Here is a 21628-nt window from a genome sequence, read left to right on the forward strand (position 1 = left end):
GATTTACTCCATTGTCCTGCTTGCGTTGGCGTCCTCTTCAAGCTGCGGGCTGAAGAAAACACCCTGAATGGCTGCACCGACCTCATTGATCCGGGTCTGGGTCGCGTCGAGGTATTCATGCAGGCCGAACTCGAAAATGTCGTCAAGTGAGGCGAAGTTAAACTCCGAGAGCAATCGTCCCAGGGTCTGCTCGGCCTTGTTAGAAAAGGTTCCGCGGGCGCTGCCGGTGATATTATTCATCGAGATCATCGCCGTGATAATGCAGTAATGAGCCGCCCGTGGAAACTTGGGATCGAGAACAAGAAATTCGACAATTTTTTTCGGATCGATGCGACCGTACTTCTTGCGATACATTTCGAAAGCGCTGGCCGAGCGCAACAGCGCCCCCCAGAGAATATTGTCGTAGGAACTTCCAACGTAATCAACGGAGGGGAGCAGAATGAAGTATTTGACATCGAGCAGTCGCGAGGTTTTGTCGGCGCGCTCGAGCATCCGGCCCATCCTGCCGAAATGCCAGCCTTCTCCATGATTCATGGTCGAATCGGTAATCCCGATAAAGGCGTGGCTGGCGTTCATGATGTCGTTAAAAAACTGATGCGGCAGATCCATCGATACGTCACCGGCCGCATTATTGATCATCAGGTAGAACGTATTGATCTGTTCCCACATCTCCGAGCTGATATACTCCCGCACCGAGCGGGCGTTTTCCCGGGCGGCGCGGACGCAGGAATAGATCGAGTTCGGGTTTTTCCGGTCAAAAACCAAAAACTCGATTGAATTTTCCCGGTTGGCAACGCCATAAAGCTCCTTGAAGAGTTCATGGTCGCCGGTCGTATTGATCAGCGGCTGCCATTGATCAACGACGGTTTCGGGGATATCGAGGGCCATGTGAAAGTTTGCATCGATAAAACGTGCAACATTTTCAGCCCGTTCGACGTAACGGTTTAACCAGTATATTGAATTCGCAACACGACTGAGCATGAATTATCCCTCCTGAATTTGACTGCTTGTTTTCGTGTCAGGCTGCCCTGGCGCCTCGAGCACCCAGGTATCCTTACTCCCTCCGCCCTGCGAGGAGTTGACAACCAGGGAACCTTTTTTCAAGGCAACCCGGGTCAGCCCGCCGGGCAGAACATAATTACTCTCCTTGCCGAAGAGAATGTAGGGACGAAGGTCGACATGACGTCCTTCAAAATGATCATCAACCAGGACCGGGACCCGGGACAGGGCCAGGGTCGGCTGGGCAATATAAGTCCGCGGCTTGGCCTTGATCCGTTCGGCAAAATCTTCCTGCTCGGCTTTGGTCGAATGCGGCCCGATCAACATCCCGTAGCCGCCCGATTCATTAACCGCCTTGACTACCAGCTTGTCGAGATTTTCGAGGACATACTTGCGATCATCATCGCGCCAGCAGGCATAAGTCGGAACATTATTAACGATCGGATCTTCGTCAAGATAATAACGGATAATTTCCGGGACGTAGGCGTAGACCGCCTTATCGTCGGCGACCCCGGTGCCGGGCGCGTTGGCCAGGGAGACCCCGCCGTTGCGGTAAACCTCCATCAACCCCGGAACTCCGAGCATGGAATCCTCGCGGAAAGCCTTCGGGTCCATGAAGTCATCGTCGACGCGCCGGTAAATAACGTCGACCCGCTCCAGCCCCTTGGTCGTCCGCATCATCACTTCACCGCCGTGCACCACGAGGTCACGTCCTTCGACCAGCGGGACCCCCATCTGCTGAGCCAGGAAACTGTGCTCGAAATAGGCCGAGTTGAAAGTGCCCGGTGTCCAGACAACCACCGTCGGCGCCCGCACCGCAGCCGGCGCAACCTCCTGCAGCATCTCGAGCAGACGGCTCGGGTATTCGGAAACCGGCTGCACCCGGCAGGCATCGAACACCATGGGAAAGGTCCGCTTCATCAGCGCCCGGTTCTCAAGGACATAGGAAACCCCCGACGGACAGCGCAGGTTATCCTCGAGCACGAAATACTCGCCGGATCCGTCACGAACCAGATCGGTACCGGTGATGTGACACCAGATCCCGGCCGGCGGTTTGAGACCGATACACGGCTTGCGGTAGCCATCGGCCGACAGCACCAGGTCGGCCGGAATAATGCCGTCCTTCATAATCCGCTGTTCGTTATAGATGTCATCGATAAAAAGATTGAGGGCTCGGATCCGCTGAGTCAGACCCTTCTCGAGTTTTTCCCATTCGTTGGCCTGTACGATCCGCGGCACGATATCGAAGGGGAAAATTTTTTCGGTCTGCGCTTCATCACTGTAGACATTGAAGGTGATGCCGAGGTTCAGAAGAGCCCTCTCGGCCGCCGCCTGCCGTCGCTGCAACTCCTTTTCAGGCAAAGCATTGATGCGATCGATGAGTACGTCGGCGCCGGGTCGCGGCTGCCCTTTTTCATCAAAAACCTCATCATAAAAACCTTCCAGTTCATAACCGTCAAACCTCATCGGAAACTCCTTTCTGAAAACATTCCATTTCCTCAACCTGCTGAAACAGGCTCATCTGCAATAATTGACAACACGTCTCCGGTCGGTTCAAGTCGAAAGTCTGGCGACATCGACCGAAACCGCCACCTTGTGCTTACCGCCACCGAGGGCAACGCCCCGGAGTGGCGAGACATCTGAAAAGTCTCGACCCCAGGCGACTGTTACATGCTGCCCGGACGGAATCTGGTTATTGGTCGGATCGAAATCGATCCAGCCGGCGGTGCCGGCAAAAACCGAAAACCAGGCATGCGAGGCGTCGGCTCCGACCATTTTTTCCTTGCCCGGCGGCGGCACGGTTTCAATATAGCCACTGACATAACGGGCGGCCAAACCCATGGCCCGCAGGCAGCCGATCCCGAGATGAGCAAAGTCCTGACAGACGCCGTGCCGGTTCTTGAGAACATCTATCAGGGGTGTCGAAATCGTAGTGACGCCGGGATCGTATTTAAAATCCTCATAGATGCGCCGCATCAGGTCGGTGACGGCCTCAAGCAAAGGTCGCTCCGGGGTAAAAGAAGGCCGGGCATATTCGGTCAATTGTTGCGACCCGTGCACCAGTTTGGACCTGAATCGGCAGGGTAGCGCCGCCAGAACGTCCTGTTTCTTTTCGGACGACAATTGATCGCGGACACTCTCCCAGGAAGAACCGTTGTCGGCAGCGGAATAACCGGTCTCCGAAGAGATCGCAAGATCACTGACAGCGGTCACCTTCAGTTTGCCATGCGGCTCCTGAATGGCAAAGTGGCTGATCCGGTTGCCGAAAAAGTCAGTCCGTTCATGCAGGTCCGTCGGCATCGGGTCGATCTGCAATCCGGAAGTCAGACATTTCTGTGTCGCCGTATCGCGCGGCAGCAAAACCGCCCGGTTCCAGCACAGGCTCACCTGCCCGGTGTAATCGTATTCGGTGGTATGGGTGACCCGGAATTTCATGAGGCCTCGCGCTTCTGGGAGATGGCACCCATCTGCTGTGGCGGCACAACCGGACTGAAATAGAGCTGGACCAGGTTCTCCGAAAGGTTGACCAGCCGTTCTTTTTGCCCCGACAGGAACCTCTCAAGCAGCGGATAAATACTCTCCGAGCTCGATAACTGGGTCAGCTGGCGATGGTCAGTGCCCTCAAGCTCGCTGATCGCTTCGCTAATCAACTGCTCATCTTTTTGCGGCCGGAGCGCCGCCTGATCACGCGGCAGGTGGTCTATGTGCATTTGCAGTTGCTTCAGCTGGAAGGCAAGCGCCCGCGGATAATTTTCATCCATTAACAAGAGCTCGAGTACCGTTGATAACTGCATGAAAGAACGATACCGCCGCCGGAAAACGATCAGGCTGTTGCTGGTCGCCAGCACCGCCTCCATCATCTGTGATTCCACCGTCGGATCATAGCATGGAACCAGAGTCGCCCGGAGCAGGGCGATCAGGTTCTGGGCCCGCTCCAGTCTCCGACCGATATTCAAAAGGAGCCAGGCACCCTCGCGCGACATGTTCTCATGGGCCAGTCCGCTGAATGCAGCCAACTGCGTGATTAACTGGTTGATGCTTTGATTGAGCCGACCGCCGCCAATCTGCTGCAATGATAGTTTTGGATGCCAGTTCTGCTGCATGTTGTCGACAACCCGCCAGGCATCAGCCGGCAAGTAGTCCCGGACAGCATAAGTTGATCGCCCCAATCCCTGCAACGAGGCACGCAGGGTTCCGGGCCGTTTGACATCACGTGCCAGGGAGAGCAGTTCGGCCCGCGGATCGGCCAACTTCTTTTCAGCACCTTCGCCGGCAAATCCGGGAAAGGTCGACGTCACCTCGGTCAGGGCCCGTAACAGATGATCGAGGTTTCTGCGGTCATCGGGGTCACGAAATTCATTATACTCTCGCAGCTTATTGAGAATCGAGCGCATCAGCCTCGACGTCGCCTCGGTCCGTTCGGCATAACGTCCGGCCCAGAAAAGGTTTTCGGCGGCGCGGCTCGGAAGAGCTGCCAAAAGCGGCTCAATCGTCTGGTCCGGCAGCGGGTTGCGCCAGAGGTTGACCTGTTTTTCCGGCTCCGGAGTCAGAACCCAGGTATCTTTGACACAGCCACCCATCCTCGGGTTCAGCAGACTGCTTTCATCGGTCTCGACCCGGCTTATGCCGCCGGGCATGGCCACATACGAATCTTCATGTGCAGTCAGAAAAGTATTGATCATGCATGATTTCGACTCAATCTTGTCGGAGACATACGCCGGGACCGTCGAAATAGTCGCCAGCTCCTGACCAACAAACAGGTGCGGGTTCTCCTCGATCCGATTGCGCCAGGCTTCAAGCTCCTCGCGCGACGACTCCCCCGGTATCATCCGGGGACACCCGGAAATCGGATGAATCGGTTTAACCATCAATTTGTCGAGATTATTCAGGACAAACTCACGCTCACGGGGTTGACCGCACCACCAGGTTGCAACCGATGGCAGCCGCAGCTCTTCACCGAGAAAATGCCGGCAGAGCCCCGGCAAAAATGCGAGCAGGGCCGGATTTTCAATGATGTCAGTACCGATGGCATTAGCCGTAGAGACGTTGCCCTGACGAACGACATCAAGCAGACCGGGAACACCGAAGAGGGAGTTGCCGCGCAACTCAAGCGGGTCACAAAGATCATCGGCGAGGCGCCGCAGGACGACATCGACCTGGCGCAAGCCGCCGAGAGATTTTAACCAGAGGCAGCCGTCACGAACCACAAGATCACCCCCCTGAACCAGCGGGTACCCGAGGTAGGTTGCGAGATAGCCATGCTCAAAGTAGGCCGCATCTTCCGGTCCCGGCGTCAGAATAACAATAAACGGTTCGGCCTTGTTCTGTGGTGCCATCTGCACCAGGTTCTGGCGCAAGGCCCGGTAATACATCGCCAGCCGGTGCACCTGGAAATCCTTGAACAAGCGCGGGAAGCTCCGGGCCATGACGATCCGGTTTTCCAGGGCGTATCCGGAACCGAGAGCAGGTTGCGAGCGATCCTCGAGAACCCAGAAACGGCCATCCTTGCCCCGGGCCAGATTCGCCGAATAGGCATTCAAATGCCTCTGACCGGGCGGAATAACTCCGGCGCACGGCAGCAGAAACCCATTGTGGCAATAAATCAGTTCCGGTGGCAGCAGCCCCTTTTCAATAACTGTTCGCGGTCCGTAGATATCGGCGAGAATGCGGTTCAGCAATTCGGCCCGCTGAATCAGACCCTGCTCGATCAGTGACCACTCTTCGCTACCGATAACCAGTGGAATGGGATCGAAATGCCAATCCCTGGACGGCTCGAACAGGTCAAAAACATTGTGGGTTGCAATGTTTTCCTGAAGCAGTCGCTGGGCTCCTTTGCGCCACCCCTTTAAACGTTTCGGACCAAGATGTTCCAAAACATCCATCAATTTCTGTTCGTGCGGCGAAAGATCGCTGATCAGTTCCCTGATTTTGAACTGGTCGAGCTCGGTAGCAAAAGCCTGTGAACCACTGTTTTTAGAAAATTCATCACTACTGTTCATATTGCACTTCTCAACAAGTTTTATTCTGGAAATCCAGTGTATAAATCAGTCGACCCGGCCATGCCGCAAATCGAATGTGTACGGGAATTCAGCGTTCGGCTCTTCAAGCGGCGGTGCCATCTGTTCCAATGAAGCTTCGCGCGGCAGAAACTCGCCAAGGCCGGAGAATTCCGGCGGCATCTGAATCGGTCCCTGTGAATGTTCGGTCACGGTAAACAACGACCCGCGCCGCGATTCAGCGGTGACGGCGTTGACCGGGAAATCATCATAGTTGCGTCCGCCCGGGTGCGACACATGGTATGTACAGCCGCCGATCGAACGACCGCTCCAGGTGTCAATGACATCGAAAGTCAGGGGGGTGTGCGGCTTGATCGTCGGATGCAATGCCGATGGCGGCTGCCAGGCTCGATAGCGCACGCCAACCACGAACTCGTCACTGCGTCCGGTGTTGCGCAGCGGCAGACGCCGGCCGTTGCAGGAGATGACATGCCGCCCTTCGGTGAGACCGGTGACGTGCAACTGCAGTCTTTCGACCGACGAGTCGACAAAGCGCGCCGTGCCCTGGCTGGTCACTTCTTCGCCGAGCACGTGCCAGGGTTCGATGGCAAACCGGAGTTCGAGCTCGATCTCATCAATCTTGACCGTCCCGTACCGGGGGAAACGGAATTCGAAAAACGGGTCGAACCATTCGAGTTGAAACGGGTACTCCGCCCGCTGCAGATCGGCAATCACGTCCTTCATATCCTGCCGGACGAAATATGGCAGCAGGAACCGATCATGCAGTTCGGTCCCCCAGCGGACCAGGTCATGCTTGTACGGCTCTTTCCAGAACCAGGCGAGCAGGGTCCGCAGCAACAGGTTCTGGACCAGGCTCATCCGCGCGTGCGGCGGCATCTCGAAGGCCCGTAATTCAACGATACCGAGTCGGCCGCTGGCGCTGTCAGGCGAATAGAGCTTGTCGATACAGAATTCGGCCCGGTGCGTATTGCCAGTGACATCGATCAGCAGGTTGCGGAACAGGCGATCGACCAGCCACGGCGGCGGCACCTCGTTCTCCGGCAGTTGTTGAAAGGCGATTTCCAGCTCGTAGAGAGAATCATCCCGGGCCTCGTCGATGCGCGGTGCCTGGCTGGTCGGGCCGAGGAACATTCCGGAGAAGAGATAGGAGAGCCCCGGGTGATGCTGCCAGTAGGTGACCAGGCTGCGCAGCAGATCAGGCCGTCGCAGCATCGGGCTGTCGGCCGGCGACGGACCACCCAGGGTAATATGATTGCCGCCGCCGGTGCCGGTATGGCGTCCGTCGAGCATGAACTTTTCCGTACCGAGTCGGCATTCGCGCGCTTCCCGGTAGAGCAGGGTCGTGTTGTCGACCAGCTCCGTCCAGCTGCCGGCAGGATGGATGTTGACTTCGATGACGCCGGGATCCGGAGTGACCAGCAGCCGCTCCAGGCGGTTGTCGCGCGGCGGTTCATAGCCCTCGATCACCACCGGCATCTTCAGCTTTTTCGCCGTTCTTTCGACGGCGGCGATGAGGTCGAGGTAATGCTCGAGAAAGCTGAGTGGCGGCATGAAAACATGGAGCCGGCCGTCGCGTGCTTCAACGCAGAGCGCGGTATGGTAGATTTCGATTTCGCCGACCGGGCCATCTTCTGCCGGTGCATCCGCCGACTTTTCATCAGCAGCGTTCCCGGCCGACCGATCATGGTAGTCGTCAAGTTCCGGCTTCTCTTCAAACGGGTCGCGCTCGTAAAACGGCTCACGCTTCTCCGGCGCCACCCAGGGGAGCGAATCGAGCGGCAGGCGCATTCCCATGGCCGAGTCGCCGGGGATCAGGAACATCTGGCCGCGGCGAAACTCCCAGGGGCTGCTGTCCCAGGCATTTTTTTCATCGATCCATTTCACCGGCAGGGCATAACCGACCGGCTGGCCGAGGTCATTCTCCAGCGCCTTGGCCAGGGCACGGCGTTCGGCCGGATCCTTCAGGTCGGCTTTCAGCGGATCGAGGTTTTCCGGCAGGGTTCCTTCCTTCCAGAGCCAGTAGAGAACATCCTCGTATCCCGGAACCAGGTAACTCTTTTTGATCCCGATCTCTTGCGCCAGCTTTCCGGCAAATTTTTGTGCTTCGGCCGGACCGAGCTTGTAGTCCTTGTTGATGTCGGCGAGAAGAGCGGTGTCGTGCCAGACCGCAACGTCGTCCTTGCGCCAGAAACAGCCGTAAGCCCAGCGCGGCAGCGGCTCGCCCGGGTACCATTTCCCCTGGCCGAAGTGCAGCATGCCGCCGGAGCCGAAACCTTCGCGCAAGCGTTGCAGCAGTTGATAAGCGAGCTCCCGTTTATGCGGTCCGTCAGCGGCCGTATTCCACTCGTCACCCTCCATGTCGTCTATCGAAACGAAGGTCGGTTCGCCGCCCATGGTCAGGCGCATATCTTCGGCGACAATCTCCTCGTCGACCTTCTGGCCGAGCGCGTCGATCAACAGCCACTGCTCGTCGCTGTACGGCTTCGTCACCCGTGGATCTTCGTGAATCCGCCGAACCAGATTACTGTGTTCAAATTCAACCTCGCACGGCTCGGTCGAGCCGGTGACCGGGGCGGCGCTCATCGGATGCGGCGTACAGGCCAGCGGAATATGCCCTTCGCCGGCTAATAACCCGGAAGTCGGATCGAGCCCGACCCAGCCGGCCCCGGGGATGTAAACTTCGGTCCAGGCGTGCAGGTCGGTAAAGTCCTCTTCCGGCCCGGACGGGCCATCCAGCGATTTTTCATCGGCGGCGAGCTGAATCAGGTAGCCGCTGACGAAGCGGGAAGCGAGACCGAGGTGCCGGAAAATCTGCACCAGCAGCCAGGCCGAGTCGCGACAGGAACCGATCTCCCTTTTCAGCGTGGTTTCACAACTCTGGACTCCCGGCTCCATGCGCACCGAGTAGTTGACCGTCTGCTGAAGCAGACGGTTGACTTCGACCAGAAAGTCGATCGTGCTCCGTTCAGTTCGATCCAGTTTCTCGAGCCAGGCCTTCAATAGCGGCCCCGCCTCGATCTTTTCAAAATAAGGGGCGAGTTCGGACCGTTCAAGCTTGGCATAGGTAAACGGCACGTTCTCGGCATACTCCTCGATGAAAAAATCGAACGGGTTGTAGCTGGTCATGTCGGCAATGACTTCAACCTCGATCCGTAATTCTTTTGTCTTTTCCGGAAATACAAGCCGGGCCAGGTAGTTGCCGAAGGCATCCTGCTGCCAGTTGATAAAGTGATCTTCAGGAAAAACCTTGAGAGAATAAGCATGAATCGGCGTCCGGCTGTGAGGAGCCGGACGCAATCGAACAACATGCGGATGAACAGTGATCGGTCGATCAAACTTGTAGCGGGTGTTGTGATTACAGGCAACGCGAATCGGCATAAAATTATCCTCATCAAGACTTTTAAATGGCTGACACAAAAATCATGTATTTCTAAAGATTTATACGATTTATTAATATAACACACTAAATGTTAATTATAAAATTAACTGCCGATTCCAGGTTTCACTGATTCAAGCTGCCGAACCGGCACAAACAGAGCCGCAAGGCAACGATCTGTTCTGGTCGGACGCCCTCGCAAGGATAGAGTGCAGTGGGTAGATGTTCCTATGGACGCTTCATGCCGAAACGGAAAATATTGACCCGCCAAAAAAGAGCTGAGGTAATCAATATGTGGGTTTAGGCCATAATGCAAACTGACCATTATTGAAATTCAAATACTTGCGAATCTTTTTTAATTCTAAATTTGTTCTGCGTCAAGCCTGCATCATAGACTCGCCTCTAATATTCAGGGCATATCATAGATTGCCCTCCGACCTTACAATTTCAACACTGCAACAAGGCCAACAATCTGCAATTTAATCAAAAAAAACCCACCCCAAATAGAGGTGGGTTTGGCTCCCCGAGCCGGACGGTAGTGGCCACTGGCAGGAGAATCTTATGATTTAACTCTCAGAATCAACCAGTGGCCATTTTTACCATCCTGCCTTTCAAATACAAATCCAAGCTACACTTCAGGCATCTACTGGCATGTTGAGGATATCAATAACCTCGTGCGCAATAAAAACTCTGTTACGCTTAGAGCCTTCTTCTTTCATTGAAAGCATGCCTATATTCACTAATTTACTCAAGGCTGCACTTACTGAGGGGAATGAAGTATTCAAATCATTCATCGCTCGTTTTGCTGTCAAAACTGGAGAGCTAATTAGGAGTTCAGGAAATTTATGCAATATCGAATCGGACCTTAAACCAAGCCCACCTATTGTCGTCTGCCATTTCCCTAATACTCGCTCTAAAGCTAACCCTGTTTTTATAGACTCTTGTACAGCAGACTCTACCCCCAAAGCAAAGAAACGTACCCAATCAGCCCACCTATCTCTGAGCTGAACACCAAGCAATGTATCGTAATATTCTTGTTGGTTACTTTTTAGATATCCTGCTAAATAAACTGGAGGGTAGCCTTCAGCCACCAACATCAGAGGCAGTAAGATCCTACCCACTCTACCGTTACCGTCCAGGAAGGGGTGAATACTCTCGAATTGAACGTGCGCAATCGCCATTCGAGTGAGGATTGATGGCACAAGCTGCTCATCTTCAGGCGCACGATACTGGAGAATGTTTTCAAGATCATCCATACACTCCTGTAAACGCGCAGGAGGGGGAGGAACAAAGCGAGCGTTATATATATTTCCGCCTCCACCGATCCAATTTTGTGATTCCCTGAATTCTCCTGGCGTTCCATTGTATTCAACGTTCTCCATTAGAGTCGCATGTATTTCTTTTATTAGACCACAATCTATCGCCACGACTCCTAACTCTCGAACCTTTCCAAGACCTTTTTCAAGAGCTACTACGTAGTTTTTTGTTACACGTACATCCTGAGGCATACCTTCATCACTCCCTGTTGCCTCATAAGCTAACAAATCGTCAACCTCTGATTGAGTTCCCTCTATTTGGCTGCTTCGTACTGCTTCTCGGCGATCCCACGTTCTAGTAATGAAATCCGGGTTAGGCAGTCGCCCTGAGACCTCCTCTAGCAAATTTAAAGCTTTATGAGCACGAGCTATTTCGTTCCATCCCTCCTTCCCAAGATCAAGTCGTCTCGGCACTGGGGGCGGGATAAGTGCATATGCTCCAGAGTATATATTTAATGGAACAAGGAGTTTCTGTCGTTCCTGTGAAAGGTCTTTCGCTTGCATGTAGACCCCCCTTTTAACCTTTAATAGTTAGAATCCTAACTTAAACTTAGAGCAAAAGCCTTAAATAATCAAGCCATTTATTAAAGACTAAATGCCTTATCCTTAAATGAATACAGGCCTTATTTAAGGATAAGGCTACATTCTTAAATAGAGTAGTGGTATATTTAAGACTAGGAAACAGATTAGAAGATGATAGTCACGTTTATAGGCAGACGCTAAGTCATGCAAAATCTCTAAATGAACATTTACTGGCCAAAACACAAAGGCCCGAGTCTAACGACTCGGGCCTTTGATACATCATGCAGAATTTCTTGAGCTTGATTTATTCAGTCTACGATATCCCTAAAAATCTACGGTATCGCCAAAACCCACAAGGATTTAATTGAGCATCTGCAGGAAAAAGGTCGCCATACCGAAGTAGATCATTATACCGGTGATATCGTTGGCGGTCTGCACAAATGGCGCGGCGGCAATCGCCGGATCGACGCCGATTTTCTTGAAAAAGGCGGGTGCCATGACGCCCATGGTTGCCGCGACGGTCATGGCGATGACCATCGCCAGGCCAACGACGATTCCGAGATAGGGATTGCCGTGCCAGAACCAGGCGATCGCGCCGACGGTCATCCCGCAGACCCCGCCCATGATCAGGCCGACCCGGATCTCCTTGAACATGACTCGCCTGATCGCCGACATTTCGATCCGGCCGGTAGCAAAGCCACGGACGACAATGGTTGCCGACTGGCCGCCGACGTTGCCGCCCATGCCGGTGATAACCGGGATAAACGTGATCAGGGCAATAACCGACTCCAGGGTTATCCGGAACTTCCACATCAGGTAGCCGGTGACCACCCCGCCGAGCAGGTTGGTCAACAGCCAGGGCAGACGGAGCCGGGCAATCCGGAACGACTTGTAGCCGAGAATCAGCTCTTCGTCGCTGGCGCCGGCCATCTTGTAGATATCCTCGGTCGCCTCGGCACGGATAACATCGATGATGTCGTCGACCGTGATAATACCCTTGAGCTTGTTGGCATCATCGACAACCGGTACGGCCAGGATGTTGTACTTTTCGACAACCTTGGCCACCTCTTCCTGGTCCATATCGATGCGGACGCTGATCACATCGCCGGCCATGATATCCTTGAGCTTGCGCGCCGGTGAAACCGTGAGCAGCTTGCGCAGGGAGAGGATGCCGACCAGCTGATCGTGCGCGTTGGTCACGTAGAGATAGAAGACCATCTCGGCGTCTTCCTGCTCCTGCAGGGCGGCGATCGCTTCCTTGACCGTCAGCTCCTCCTGCAGCGAAAAGAACTCGGTCGCCATGATGCCGCCGGCGGTCTCTTCGTCGTACTGCAGCAGTTGCTCGATTTCATGCGAGTCCTCGTCTTCCATGTGCTTGAGGATTTCACTCGCCAGCTCGTCCGGAAGGTTCTGAATGACGTCGGCCGCATCGTCGTAGGCCATCTCTTCAAGGACTTCGGTAATCTCTTCCTTTTTCAGTTCGGACAGCAGTTCGGCTCCGACCTCGGGATCAAGCTCGGAGACAACGGTTGCCGACGTTTCGGTGTCCTTGATCAGGTTGAACAGAATATGCTGGTCGGGAAGCTCAAGTTCGCGAAACAGGTAGGCGACATCGGCCGGATGGCTCTTGGCAAGCACCTTGGCGATATTGTGGTGTGCGTCTCTTCGGATCAGCCGCTTGACAGTTTCAATGAGTATTTGATGGCGGTGTTCCATTAGTGATTCTCCAAGAGACTGAAAACAGGAAGGAAACGTCCCAACCTAACACCCGACAACGCGGAATGTCAACGCTTCGAAATAAATAAAGGATTGAAATATTTACAAAAGTTTTACCCCGCCGGCGTGGTAAAAGAGGGATAATCTCAGATATTAAAGTTGGCCTCCGCCAATTAGAGGAGATCGATATGGGATTGCTTTCAAGCGAGAACCTGACCAGCCGAACATCCGAATCGAACTACACAACCGGCGAGGAAATCGCTAACGGCATCACGCACGGCATCGGCGCCGGGTTATCTATCGCCGGCCTCGTGCTCCTCGTATACTACGCCGCCGTTTATGGCAACGCCTGGCACATCGTCAGCTGTGCGATCTACGGCACCACCCTGGTGCTGCTTTATACGGTCTCGACCCTCTACCACAGCATTCCGTCGCCCAGAGTGAAATCGGTGATGCAGATTCTCGATCATTCGGCCATCTTCCTGCTGATCGCCGGCACCTACACCCCCTTCACCCTGGTCAGCCTGCGCGGCCCCTGGGGTTGGAGTCTGCTCGGGGTGATCTGGGGAGCGGCACTCCTCGGCATCCTGTTTCAGACTGCGCTGCAGAAAAGCTGGGTCGCCCTGACGGTCGGACTCTATATCCTGATGGGCTGGGCGGTCATTGTCGCCATCCAGCCGCTGCTTTCAGCGGTACCCGCCGAGGCCTTCGTGCTGCTCCTCGCCGGCGGACTCGCCTATACCCTCGGCACCCTCTTCTTCATCTGGAAGCAGCTGAAGTTTCATCACGCGATCTGGCACCTGTTCGTACTCGCCGGCAGTGCCCTGCATTTCTTTGCGGTGTTCTATTACGTGATCCCGGCGTAAGGCTGGAGGCTGGAGGCTGGAGGCTGGTACTTAGCGTAAATCAAAAAATACCAAAATCAACAACTTCCCTTCGGCAAGCCTCCACAGCTGAATCAAACTCATGTCATCCCCGTGAAAACGGGGACCCATTTTAACTCATTTTAAAAAGTACACATGGATTCCCGGTCAAGCCGGGAATGACAGCCGAAACAAAAAAGGTTCTTCGCAGATTAGAGTGAATACAACGTTAGACTCCTCCTTCAGCTGGCTCAGGACAGTCAAGAAAAGTCAGGATCCGGTCGTTCGATACCGGCGGTCTTGATTGGTTTTGTTTATGGCGGCACCTGTTAGATGGGGACACTTCCCGAAGTTCTGGGAAGTGTCCCCGGAGAAATATTTACGTTGGGAGAACCGCGCGGTCGCGGCCGCGCACTCCGCCATACTCTTTTATTGAGCCATAAAAGAGTATGCAGAAAACGGCTCCCTTGCAGGGGCTTTTTTGTCCGGTCTGGGTTACTTTTGTTCAACTTTGCTGCTCAGGAGTTTGCCTTGAGGCAAACGCGTTACGTCGCTGTGGCGGTTGCGGTCGGGCTGCGGTTCAGTGATCGCGCTGGCGGAAGCGACCTCAAGAGCAATGGGGGCAAGTCAAAGGCTTTGCTTTTAAAGTTTTGAGACTTTTCCTGGTTTTCTCTGACAGCTGACAGCTTAAAACTTACAGCTGTCTTATATGTAAAACCGCCAAGCAAGTGGATTTTCATCCGACGTTCAGGTAACGCCAGTGACTGACGGATTAAAATCCGCGAAGTGAGGGAACCCGCATCATTAGGGCGGACTTGCTGGGGTGTCATTCTTTTGCTTACTTTTCTTGGACAAGCCCTTCGGCTGGCTCAGGACAGGCAAGAAAAGTAAGGAGCACGCCGGGCGATGCCGGCTAACTGGAATTATGCTTTCATGGTGCGATTGAAAAAGTATGGCGGTATTTGGGTGCGCACCATTTATTCCCGATAAAACGCGATGAACCACAACCAAGGGCCGCCCGAACGGGCGGCCCTTGGTTTTTTGCATCAGCATATAAACCTAGAAATGATAAACGAAGCGGAAGTTGATCCGATCCCCTTCCGGCCGGTCATTCGCCCTGAATTCCTTGTAGATATTGGCAAACAGGTGCATATCCTTTGAAAAATGATAGACCGCACCCGGGCCGATGGCGACGACACTTTCATCATCGCCGGAGTCGTTTCCGTTAATTTTCGTATCGGTGAGCTGCTCGAAGAAGTAGCCGTTGACGCCAACCCGCAGCTCTTTCGGCATCAGTTCGTAGGCAACGGCCCAGTTGCCGTGCAGCGCCATCCCCGGCTCAAGATCGGCTTTTCCGGGACCAAAATCGCCATTCTCGCCATTCCAGAGGAAGTGCAGGCGCCACGATGCGGTCACCTTCGGAGCGGGGAAAATCGTCGCCGCCCAGTAGGGGTTGAACGAGAAGTGGTTACTCGACTGATTCAGCAATTTATTATTATCATAGTCCCCGGTCGGCAGGATCAGCTGCAGCTCGACCCGGTTGAGCATGAACGGGCCGTTTTTGCCCATGATCGGATCCCACTGCAGATAGGGGCCGATCAGCAGGTCGCCGATACCGCTGCCGTTATTCGGTAGATTCGAATCGATATCGACAAACGGCACCATCACGTTGATACCCCATCTGGCGTCGGGAAACAGCAGCTCCTGGTTCGACTGGTAGGTGTACTGGTTCATCAGCACGAAGACGTCGACATCACCGCCGGGGATACCATCGAGATCGTCACTGGTATAGTACTGCAGGTACTCCTGCACGTAGTGGCCGGGGCCGGCCGGCGGCGCGCCGTCGAGAAAGCTGGTGAAGCCGAGATTGACATTCGGTTGGAAATAAGCGAATGCCGGAGCAGCGATCACCAACAGCGCCGCGGCAACAATCAGGTTACGCAAGATCTTCATATTTGCCTCCCATATCTAAAACGAAAAAAGAATGACCGGTTTTTTATTATTCACTACAGAATCGGAGATTTTCGCATATAAGTCAAGCTAATGCGCCTCGTGCCAGTTCTTGCCGGCCCCGACTTCAACCAGCAGCGGCACCGAGATCGGCACGGCATTTTCCATCTCTTCCTTGATCAGCGACTTGACTGTATCAGCCTCGCTCGCGGGCACATCAAAGACCAGTTCGTCATGGACCTGGATCACCATCTTTGCGTTGAGCCCTTCTTCTTCGAGGCGGCGCGCGATATTGATCATCGCGACCTTGATGATATCGGCGGCCGAGCCCTGGATCGGGTAGTTGATAGCGTTGCGCTCGGCATAGCTGCGCACCGCCCCGTTGCTGCTGTCGATCTCCGGGATCGCGCAGCGCCGGCCGAGCAGGGTCGTCACATACTTTCTGGCCCGTGCTTCCTCGCGGCAACTCTCCATGAAACTTTTGATGTGAGAATAACGGGCAAAGTAGTTATCAATAAAAACCTGTGCCTCCTTCGGCTTGATGCCGAGATCCTTGCCGAGACTGAAGGCACCCATGCCGTAAATCACGCCGAAGTTGATGGTCTTGGCCTGGCGCCGCTGCTCCGGGGTGACCATCTCCGGAAACACGTTGAAGACCTCGCTGGCGGTGCGGACGTGAATATCCTCGTTGGCGGCGAAGCTCTCCTTCAGGGTCGGTTCGTCGGCCATGTGGGCCAGCACCCGGAGCTCGACCTGCGAGTAATCGGCCGATATGATGATATTGCCGTCCGACGCAATGAAGGCCTCGCGGATGCGCCGCCCCTCCTCGGTCCGGATCGGGATATTCTGCAGATTCGGCTCACTCGATGAAAGCCGTCCGGTCGCCGTAATCGCCTGGTTAAAAGATGTGTGAATGCGTCCGGTTTCCGGATTTACAATCTTCGGCAGGGCATCGCTGTAGGTGCTCTTGAGTTTCGAAACCGAACGATAATCGAGGATCCGGGCGGCGATCTCGTGTTCCTGGGCCAGGTTGGTCAGGACCTCGACATTGGTCGACCAGCCGGTCTTGGTTTTCTTGCCGCGCGGCAGCTGCAGATGCTCGAACAGCACGTCGCCGAGCTGCTTGGGGGAACCGATATTGAAGTTGACGCCGGCCAGCGCATGGATCTCTTCTTCGAGCTCGGCCAGTTTCCCCTTCATCTCAACCGACAATCCGCCGAGGAATTCGGCATCGATGCGGACGCCGGTCCACTCCATGTCGGTGAGGATCTCCATCAGCGGCATCTCGACATCGTGAAACAGCCGCTCCTGCTCCTCGGACTTGACCATCGGCTCCAGCTTCTCGGCGAGGCGCAGGGTGATATCGGCATCCTCGGCAGCATAAACCGTCGCCTTTTCAATCTCGACTTCCGAGAAACAGATCTGTTTTTTGCCGCTGCCGGCAACCTCGCTGTAGGGAATCGTCCGATAGTCAAGCAGGTCGGCGGCCAGGGCATCCATGCCGTGTGACTTGGATGCCGGGTTAGCCAGGTAGGAGGCGAGCATGGTGTCGCAGGTCACCCCCTTGATATTGATTCCGCCACGGCGCAGGACCAGGGCGTCATACTTGACATTCTGACCGATCTTCGCCTTGTCCGGATTTTCGAGTAGCGGCTTCAGGGTATCAACTACCTGCTGACGATCGAGCTGATCCGGGGCCCCGAGATAGCTGTGCCCGACCGGCAGGTACCACGCCTCCCCCGGTTCAACGGCAAACGAGAAGCCGACCAGGTCGGCCCGGGTCGCGATCAGGCTGGTGGTTTCGGTATCGAAGGCGAAGCGGTCGGCCGATTCGAGCTTGCCGAGCAGCGCATCGAACTGCTCCTGGTTGAGCACGCAGTGGTAATTCTCGCCGGAAGCCTGGTCGATTACCGAAAACTCCTGCAGAAGTTTGTAGAATTCGAGCCGCTTGAACAGATCGGTCAATGCGTCATTGTCCGGTTCACCCAGGGGATAATCTTCATCCCCGTCAAGTGGCACATCATCAATCAGGGTGACCAGTTTTTTCGAAATCAGTGCCAGGTCACCAAAGTTTTCAAGGTTTTCGCGACGCTTGCCTTTCAGCTGGTCAAGGTTGGCCAGCAGGTTCTCGACTGTACCGAACTCCTTGATCAGAGCGACTGCCGTCTTTTCGCCGATCCCCGGAATACCGGGGACATTATCGGAGCTGTCACCGGCCAGGGCCTGAACCTCGATCACCTTGTCGGGCGTTCCGCCAAACCGTTCGGCGACCTCTTCAGGCCCCGAGCGCTTATCTTTCATCGTGTCAAGCAGGCTCACCTTGTCGGAGACAATCTGCATCATGTCTTTGTCGCCGGTAACGACAACGACATCATAGTTGTCGGCGGAAAACTGTTTGGCCAGGGTCGCCATGATATCATCGGCCTCATACCCCGGCTTTTCGATACACGGGATATTGAAACCGGCAACCAGCTCTTTAATCAGCGGAATCTGCGGCACCAGGTCGTCCGGCATCGCCGCCCGATTCGCCTTGTATTCGGGATACATCTCTTTGCGAAAAGTCGGTGCTTTGCTGTCGAAAACCACCGCGATATGCTCAGGTTTTTCATCCCGGAGAATCTTCAGCAGCATGTTGGCGAAGCCGAATACGGCATTGGTCGGCTCACCTTTGCTGTTGCTGAGATGGCGCACCGCATAATAGGCCCGGTAAATATAGGAAGAACCGTCGATGAGATAGAGTTTTCCAGTTGATTCTGACATGCAATTGACTCCAGGAAGTGGTTGGTCGGATTATTTCATAATTACGATTAAAGGTAAACGAATACAGGATCAAACTTGGATCAGCCTGAATCCACCGACCATGGCTCTTCCAATATCTCAGTTTACGCTTGTAACTTATTTGATTTCCTTGCTTTTTCGCTATAATGTGAATATTATTGGTAGCTAATCAATTGTGGATTTTTTTATGCTTGCACTGCAGCCAAAACAGGTCAAAATTTTCGTACTCGCTTCAATCTGCATCTGCGGACTGTCAATCGGGTATTTTTGCGCACAATTGGCCGGGGTCCTGTTGCAACCGGAGGAAGCCTCTGGTCCGGCAGCCGGCAATACCGACCGCGCCGGTACGCCCCGAACTGTCGCCGTTGACACCGGCCTGATCCTCGACAGAAACATATTCGACCCGGCGATGCGCGGCCAGGAACAGGAACCGGAGCAACCGGCTCGCGAAACCAGCGCTCCGGTGAACGTCGTGACCGCCAGCGACCTGAAACTGTTCGGTACGGTCGACGGCGGTAATGATCCGCTGGCGCTGATCGAGTCTGGCGGCAAGGTCAAGGTCTACCGCATCGGCGACGAAATCCCGGGCGGCGGGCAACTTTTGGAGGTTTCGCGCAACGAGGCGATTATCACCCGTGCCGACGGCAGCCGGGCGAAACTGGTTATCGTCAAGCCGGAGCTGGCAAGCACCGCAAGAACCTCGACACCGACCGGCGGCGGTATTCGCAGTCTCGGCGACAACCGCTGGACGGTGGCACGCGATGAAGTCGAAAAAGCCCGAAGCAACCTCAACCAGCTCCTCAAGTCTGCCCGCATGGAACCGAATATCGTCAATGGACAGACCGAAGGGTTTATCGTCAAGATGGTCCGGCCGAAGTCGCTGCTGGCCCAGCTCGGCATCCGCCGCGGCGACAAGGTCAGGCGGGTCAACGGCGTCGAACTCAACTCGCAGGAGAAGGCTCTGCAGATTTTTCAGCAGCTGCGTGAGGCCAAACGTTTAACAGTCGACCTCGAGAGAGGAAACGAAAACCTGACCTTTGATTATGAAGTCAACTAGTTTCCACATGGAAGCACAAAGGAGATTGAACATGACGTATCGTGTTCTCCGGATATTTGTTCTGGCATGCCTTGTATGGGGGATCGCTTCAAGCGCTCTCGCCGCCGAACCGCAGGCCGAAGGGATCGCCATCGACTTCCGGGATGTCGAGCTCACCGATCTGATCCAGACGATCAGCGAGATGACCGGCAAAAACTTTATTTACGATGACACCCTGAAGGGAAAGGTCAGCATCATCTCCCCGGAAAGGATGTCGCCGGATGAAGCATACGAGGCCTTCCTTTCGGTTCTCAGCGTCAAGGGGTTCACCCTGGTGCCGACCGGCCGGACCAACAAGATCGTTCCGATCCGCATTGCCAAGGAGAGTAACCTGCCGACCGGAACCACGGTCCCTTCCGGCGAACAGTACGTCACCCAGTTGATCCGGATGAAATATGTCGATGCCGGCGACCTGGCGACCGCGGTGCTCAAGGATCTGGTACCGAAAACCAGCCATGTCGCTGCTTACGGTCCGTCGAACACCCTGATTATTACCGACAATGCGGCGAACATCGAGCGGCTGGTCCAGATCATTCGCCAGCTCGATGTGCCGACCACCCTCGAACAGATTGAGATTATTCCGTTGCAGTATGCCGGCGCCGAAGAGCTGACCGATATCATCACGCAATTGCTGAGTCGCGGCGCTGTCACCCCGGCCGCACGCGGCCGGAGAGCAGCCCAGGCAGCCCAGGCGGGTGACAGCGAGACGACCCGGGTCATCCCGTATCCCCGGACCAATGCCCTGATCGTCATTGCCGCCAAGGGCGAACTGCAGACGATTCGCAGCCTGGTTGAGCAGCTTGACCAGTCGCCGCCGGACGACCGTTCCTACATAAATGTCTATTACCTTGAGAATGCCGATGCGACCAGCCTGGCCGGCACCCTCAACGAAATCCTTACCGGAATCAGCCAGAAGGCGCGCCAGGAACGCACCGCCCAGAATACACAGCAACCGGTCAACCTGAAGCAGGTGACCATTACCGCCGACAAGCCGACCAATTCCCTGGTCATCAACGCCCGGCCGGAAGAGTTCGAGATCATCAAGTCGATCGTTTCCAAGCTCGACATCAAGCGCAAACAGGTCTTCGTCGAGGCGCTGATCATGGAGCTGTCGCTTGATGCGACCAAGAATCTCGGTATCTCGATCGTCGGTGCCGGTGCCAACCGGGATGGTGACGGCGGTATTATCGGCGGCAGTAACCTGAATTCGAACCCGACGACCAACGCCGTCAACCTGACCGATTTCCAAGATGACGGATCTGGCATCCCGTCGGTTCTCGGCAAGGCGGTCAACGGCCTGATGGCCGGCGGTTTCCTTAACCCGACGACGATTACCGGGCCCGATGGGATCGATATCACTGTTCCGGCTCTTTCGGTGCTGATCGACCTCTCGCAGTCGGACGGCGACGTCAACATCCTGGCGGCACCGCGGCTTCTGACCTCCGATAACGAGGAGGCCGAAATCATTATCGGGTCGAACATCCCGGTCATCACTGAACGATTGACCGACACCGGCGGTTCCGGCGGTCTCGCCCAGTCGGTTTCGATCGAGAGGCAGGATGCCGCCCTGACCCTCCGCTTCACGCCGCAGGTCACCGAGGGAGATGAAGTCCGGCTCAACATCCATCAGGAGATCACCGACGTTGCCTCGACCAATGACCAGATCGGACCGACCCTGACCAAGCGGCTGCTGCGCAACACGGTGATCGCCGAAAACGGTCGAACCATAGCGCTCGGCGGCCTGATCAGCACCAATATTCAGGACACGATCACCAAGGTTCCGTTACTCGGCGACATCCCGATTCTCGGCTGGCTCTTCAAGCGTAAGGATGTGATTGAGAAGAAAACCAATCTTCTGATTTTCATTACACCGCACATCATCCGCACCGCCGATGACCTTTAAATGATCACCAACAAGTCGCGGGCAGCGATGGAGCGCTACCGGAATGAGAAGGTTAATTTCGACCAACCGGTTCAGCAGATCGAAAATGATC

Annotated in this window: 12 protein-coding genes; 3 read left to right on the plus strand and 9 right to left on the minus strand. The window is 55.1% G+C overall.

Annotated elements, in window-relative coordinates; all coding sequences use genetic code 11:
- Nucleotides 1-3: 3 nt before the first annotated feature.
- The 7 genes from C0623_14475 to mgtE all read right to left on the minus strand — a co-directional run bounded on the left by C0623_14475 (nt 4) and on the right by mgtE (nt 12947).
- Entirely contained in the window at nt 4-981 is a 978-nt protein-coding gene (locus C0623_14475) for a hypothetical protein (protein ID PLX97795.1), read from the minus strand.
- Between the two features lie 3 nt (nt 982-984).
- Nucleotides 985-2466 (minus strand): hypothetical protein, encoded by a 1482-nt coding sequence (locus C0623_14480; protein PLX97796.1) that lies wholly within the window; start codon nt 2464-2466, stop codon nt 985-987.
- An 87-nt stretch (nt 2467-2553) separates the two neighbouring features.
- Nucleotides 2554-3435, minus strand: coding sequence for a transglutaminase (locus C0623_14485; protein PLX97797.1), 882 nt, complete (start codon nt 3433-3435; stop codon nt 2554-2556).
- Entirely contained in the window at nt 3432-5999 is a 2568-nt protein-coding gene (locus C0623_14490; GenBank protein ID PLX97798.1) for a hypothetical protein, read from the minus strand. The genes C0623_14485 and C0623_14490 overlap by 4 nt, the downstream gene beginning before the upstream one ends.
- 45 nt (nt 6000-6044) lie before the next feature.
- Nucleotides 6045-9395, minus strand: a complete 3351-nt coding sequence (locus C0623_14495; protein ID PLX97799.1) for an IMP dehydrogenase — start codon at nt 9393-9395, stop codon at nt 6045-6047.
- 633 nt (nt 9396-10028) lie between these two features.
- Complete coding sequence (locus C0623_14500; GenBank protein ID PLX97800.1) at nt 10029-11213, minus strand: Fic family protein; 1185 nt, start codon at nt 11211-11213, stop codon at nt 10029-10031.
- A 378-nt stretch (nt 11214-11591) separates the two neighbouring features.
- A complete protein-coding gene (mgtE, locus tag C0623_14505) occupies nt 11592-12947 on the minus strand; it encodes a magnesium transporter (GenBank protein PLX97801.1) in 1356 nt (451 codons plus the stop codon).
- 188 nt (nt 12948-13135) lie between these two features.
- Between mgtE and C0623_14510 the strand changes: the two genes are divergently transcribed.
- Complete coding sequence (locus C0623_14510; GenBank protein PLX97802.1) at nt 13136-13813, plus strand: hemolysin III; 678 nt, start codon at nt 13136-13138, stop codon at nt 13811-13813.
- Between the two features lie 1056 nt (nt 13814-14869).
- Here C0623_14510 and C0623_14515 read toward each other — a convergent pair.
- Together C0623_14515 and C0623_14520 are read right to left on the minus strand one after the other, a co-directional pair.
- Nucleotides 14870-15763: a phenol degradation protein meta gene (locus tag C0623_14515; protein PLX97803.1), complete on the minus strand. Its 894-nt coding sequence runs from the start codon at nt 15761-15763 to the stop codon at nt 14870-14872.
- 87 nt (nt 15764-15850) lie between these two features.
- Nucleotides 15851-18520: a DNA polymerase I gene (locus C0623_14520; protein PLX97804.1), complete on the minus strand. Its 2670-nt coding sequence runs from the start codon at nt 18518-18520 to the stop codon at nt 15851-15853.
- Nucleotides 18521-18725: 205 nt separating this feature from the next.
- Between C0623_14520 and C0623_14525 the strand changes: the two genes are divergently transcribed.
- Nucleotides 18726-19595, plus strand: coding sequence for a hypothetical protein (locus C0623_14525; protein ID PLX97805.1), 870 nt, complete (start codon nt 18726-18728; stop codon nt 19593-19595).
- Complete coding sequence (gene gspD / locus C0623_14530; protein ID PLX97806.1) at nt 19582-21537, plus strand: type II secretion system protein GspD; 1956 nt, start codon at nt 19582-19584, stop codon at nt 21535-21537. Before C0623_14525 ends, gspD begins: the two co-directional genes overlap by 14 nt.
- The last annotated feature ends 91 nt before the right edge of the window (nt 21538-21628 follow it).

Source organism: Desulfuromonas sp. (genome assembly GCA_002869615.1).
Lineage (GTDB): Bacteria > Desulfobacterota > Desulfuromonadia > Desulfuromonadales > UBA2294 > BM707.

Coding starts and splice junctions, on each gene's coding strand:
- C0623_14525 (PLX97805.1), top strand. CDS start 18,726: ATGCTTGCACTGCAGCCAAAACAGGTCAAAATTTTCGTACTCGCTTCA.
- C0623_14510 (PLX97802.1), top strand. CDS start 13,136: ATGGGATTGCTTTCAAGCGAGAACCTGACCAGCCGAACATCCGAATCG.
- mgtE (PLX97801.1), bottom strand. CDS start 12,947: ATGGAACACCGCCATCAAATACTCATTGAAACTGTCAAGCGGCTGATC.
- C0623_14485 (PLX97797.1), bottom strand. CDS start 3,435: ATGAAATTCCGGGTCACCCATACCACCGAATACGATTACACCGGGCAG.
- C0623_14490 (PLX97798.1), bottom strand. CDS start 5,999: ATGAACAGTAGTGATGAATTTTCTAAAAACAGTGGTTCACAGGCTTTT.
- C0623_14495 (PLX97799.1), bottom strand. CDS start 9,395: ATGCCGATTCGCGTTGCCTGTAATCACAACACCCGCTACAAGTTTGAT.
- C0623_14475 (PLX97795.1), bottom strand. CDS start 981: ATGCTCAGTCGTGTTGCGAATTCAATATACTGGTTAAACCGTTACGTC.
- C0623_14520 (PLX97804.1), bottom strand. CDS start 18,520: ATGTCAGAATCAACTGGAAAACTCTATCTCATCGACGGTTCTTCCTAT.
- C0623_14515 (PLX97803.1), bottom strand. CDS start 15,763: ATGAAGATCTTGCGTAACCTGATTGTTGCCGCGGCGCTGTTGGTGATC.
- gspD (PLX97806.1), top strand. CDS start 19,582: ATGAAGTCAACTAGTTTCCACATGGAAGCACAAAGGAGATTGAACATG.
- C0623_14500 (PLX97800.1), bottom strand. CDS start 11,213: ATGCAAGCGAAAGACCTTTCACAGGAACGACAGAAACTCCTTGTTCCA.
- C0623_14480 (PLX97796.1), bottom strand. CDS start 2,466: ATGAGGTTTGACGGTTATGAACTGGAAGGTTTTTATGATGAGGTTTTT.